Below are 2,958 nucleotides of genomic sequence, written 5' to 3'. Positions count from 1 at the left end.
GACCTATCAACCTCATCGTCTCTGAGGGATCTTACTCATTTAAAATGATGGGAAGTATCATCTTGAGGGTGGCTTCATGCTTAGATGCTTTCAGCACTTATCCTTTCCACACGTAGCTACCCAGCTATGCTCCTGGCGGAACAACTGGTACACCAGCGGTGTGTCCATCCCGGTCCTCTCGTACTAAGGACAGCTCCTCTCAAACTTCCAGCGCCCACGACGGATAGGGACCGAACTGTCTCACGACGTTCTGAACCCAGCTCGCGTACCGCTTTAATGGGCGAACAGCCCAACCCTTGGGACCGACTACAGCCCCAGGATGCGATGAGCCGACATCGAGGTGCCAAACCTCCCCGTCGATGTGAACTCTTGGGGGAGATAAGCCTGTTATCCCCGGGGTAGCTTTTATCCGTTGAGCGATGGCCCTTCCATGCGGAACCACCGGATCACTAAGCCCGACTTTCGTCCCTGCTCGACTTGTAGGTCTCGCAGTCAAGCTCCCTTCTGCCTTTACACTCTGCGAATGATTTCCAACCATTCTGAGGGAACCTTTGGGCGCCTCCGTTACCTTTTAGGAGGCGACCGCCCCAGTCAAACTGCCTGCCTGACACTGTCTCCGGACCGGATCACGGTCCTGGGTTAGAAGGTCCATACAGCCAGGGTGGTATCCCACGTTTGCCTCCACGTAAGCTAGCGCTCACGTTTCCACGGCTCCCACCTATCCTGTACAAGCTGTACAGACATTCAATATCAAGGTGCAGTAAAGCTCCACGGGGTCTTTCCGTCCTGTCGCGGGTAATGCGCATCTTCACGCATAGTATAATTTCACCGGGTCTCTCGTTGAGACAGTGCCCAAGTCGTTGCACCTTTCGTGCGGGTCGGAACTTACCCGACAAGGAATTTCGCTACCTTAGGACCGTTATAGTTACGGCCGCCGTTTACTGGGGCTTCAGTTCTGTGCTTCGAGTAAAACCCTAACACTTCCCCTTAACCTTCCAGCACCGGGCAGGTGTCAGCCCCTATACTTCGCCTTGCGGCTTCGCAGAGACCTGTGTTTTTGCTAAACAGTCGCTTGGGCCTATTCACTGCGGCTTCTCATGCAAGAAGCACCCCTTCTCCCGAAGTTACGGGGTCATTTTGCCGAGTTCCTTAACGAGAGTTCTCCCGCTCACCTTAGGATTCTCTCCTCGCCTACCTGTGTCGGTTTGCGGTACGGGCACCTATGAACTCACTAGAGGTTTTTCTTGGCAGTGTGAAATCGGGAACTTCGCTACTATATTTCACTCCCCGTCACAGCTTGAGATTGCCAGACGGATTTGCCTATCTGACTCTCTTACTGCTTGGGCGCACACATCCATCGGTGCGCTTTCCCTATCCTTCTGCGTCGCCCCGTCGCTAATAGCGCTCATGAGGTGGTACAGGAATATCCGCCTGTTGTCCATCGCCTACGCCTTTCGGCCTCGGCTTAGGTCCCGACTAACCCTGAGAGGACGAGCCTTCCTCAGGAAACCTTAGGCTTTCGGTGAAAGAGATTCTCACTCTTTTCTCGCTACTCATACCGGCATTCTCACTTCCAATCGCTCCACCAGTCCTCACGGTCTGACTTCACTGCCATTGGAACGCTCTCCTACCATTGTTCAAAGAACAATCCGCAGCTTCGGTGATACGTTTAGCCCCGGTACATTTTCGGCGCAGAGTCACTCGACCAGTGAGCTATTACGCACTCTTTAAATGGTGGCTGCTTCTAAGCCAACATCCTGGTTGTCCGGGCAACTCCACATCCTTTTCCACTTAACGTATACTTTGGGACCTTAGCTGGCGGTCTGGGCTGTTTCCCTCTCGACTATGAACCTTATCACCCATAGTCTGACTCCCAAGGGGAAGTATCCGGCATTCGGAGTTTGACTGAATTCGGTAACCCGGTGAGGGCCCCTAGTCCAATCAGTGCTCTACCTCCGGTACTCTTCCCTTGAGGCTAGCCCTAAAGCTATTTCGGAGAGAACCAGCTATCTCCGTGTTCGATTGGCATTTCACCCCTACCCACACCTCATCCCCGCATTTTTCAACATACGTGGGTTCGGGCCTCCTGTCAGTGTTACCTGACTTTCACCCTGGACATGGGTAGATCACACGGTTTCGGGTCTACGACCGCATACTAATTTCGCCCTGTTCAGACTCGCTTTCGCTTCGGCTCCGTGTCTTCCACTTAACCTTGCATACGATCGTAACTCGCCGGTCCATTCTACAAAAGGTACGCCGTTACGCATTAACGCGCTTCGACTACTTGTAGGCACACGGTTTCAGGTTCTATTTCACTCCCCTTCCGGGGTGCTTTTCACCTTTCCCTCACGGTACTGGTTCACTATCGGTCACTGGGGAGTATTTAGCCTTGGGAGATGGTCCTCCCGGATTCGGACGGAATTCCACGTGTTCCGCCGTACTCAGGATCCACTCCGGAGGAAACGCTTTTTCGATTACAGGGCTGTTACCTTCTATGGCTGGCCTTTCCAGACCGATTCATCTAAAGCATTTCTTGGTAACTCCAAAGGAGTGTCCTACAACCCCGGAAAGTAAACTTTCCGGTTTGGGCTAATTCCGTTTCGCTCGCCGCTACTCGGGAAATCGCGTTTGCTTTCTCTTCCTCCGGGTACTGAGATGTTTCAGTTCCCCGGGTCTGCCTCAACTATCCTATGTATTCAGATAGCTGTACTGCTCCATTACGAACAGTGGGTTTCCCCATTCGGAAATCCTCGGATCGAAGTTTACTTACAACTCCCCGAGGCATATCGGTGTTAGTCCCGTCCTTCTTCGGCTCCCAGTGCCAAGGCATTCACCGTGCGCCCTTATTCACTTAACTAAGCTTTACAATGAATAAGCGTCACTAATAAAATTAGCCTTCGCTTACAATCAAATGTTATTGATGTCGTTGTTACTCTTATTTAGTTTTCAAGGTACAAA

The 2,958-nt window shown here is 52.1% G+C and carries 1 rRNA gene; it reads right to left on the bottom strand.

What is annotated here, in order from left to right:
• Positions 1 to 2,857, bottom strand: a 23S ribosomal RNA gene (locus ACDX78_RS23090); the annotation flags it as partial.
• Positions 2,858 to 2,958: the final 101 nt, after the last annotated feature.

It is taken from the genome of Virgibacillus oceani (assembly GCF_041521345.1).
Lineage (GTDB): Bacteria > Bacillota > Bacilli > Bacillales > Amphibacillaceae > Virgibacillus_N > Virgibacillus_N oceani_A.
The sequence above is the reverse complement of the archived record's forward strand: the minus strand, read 5'-3'. Positions and strand labels throughout refer to the sequence as shown.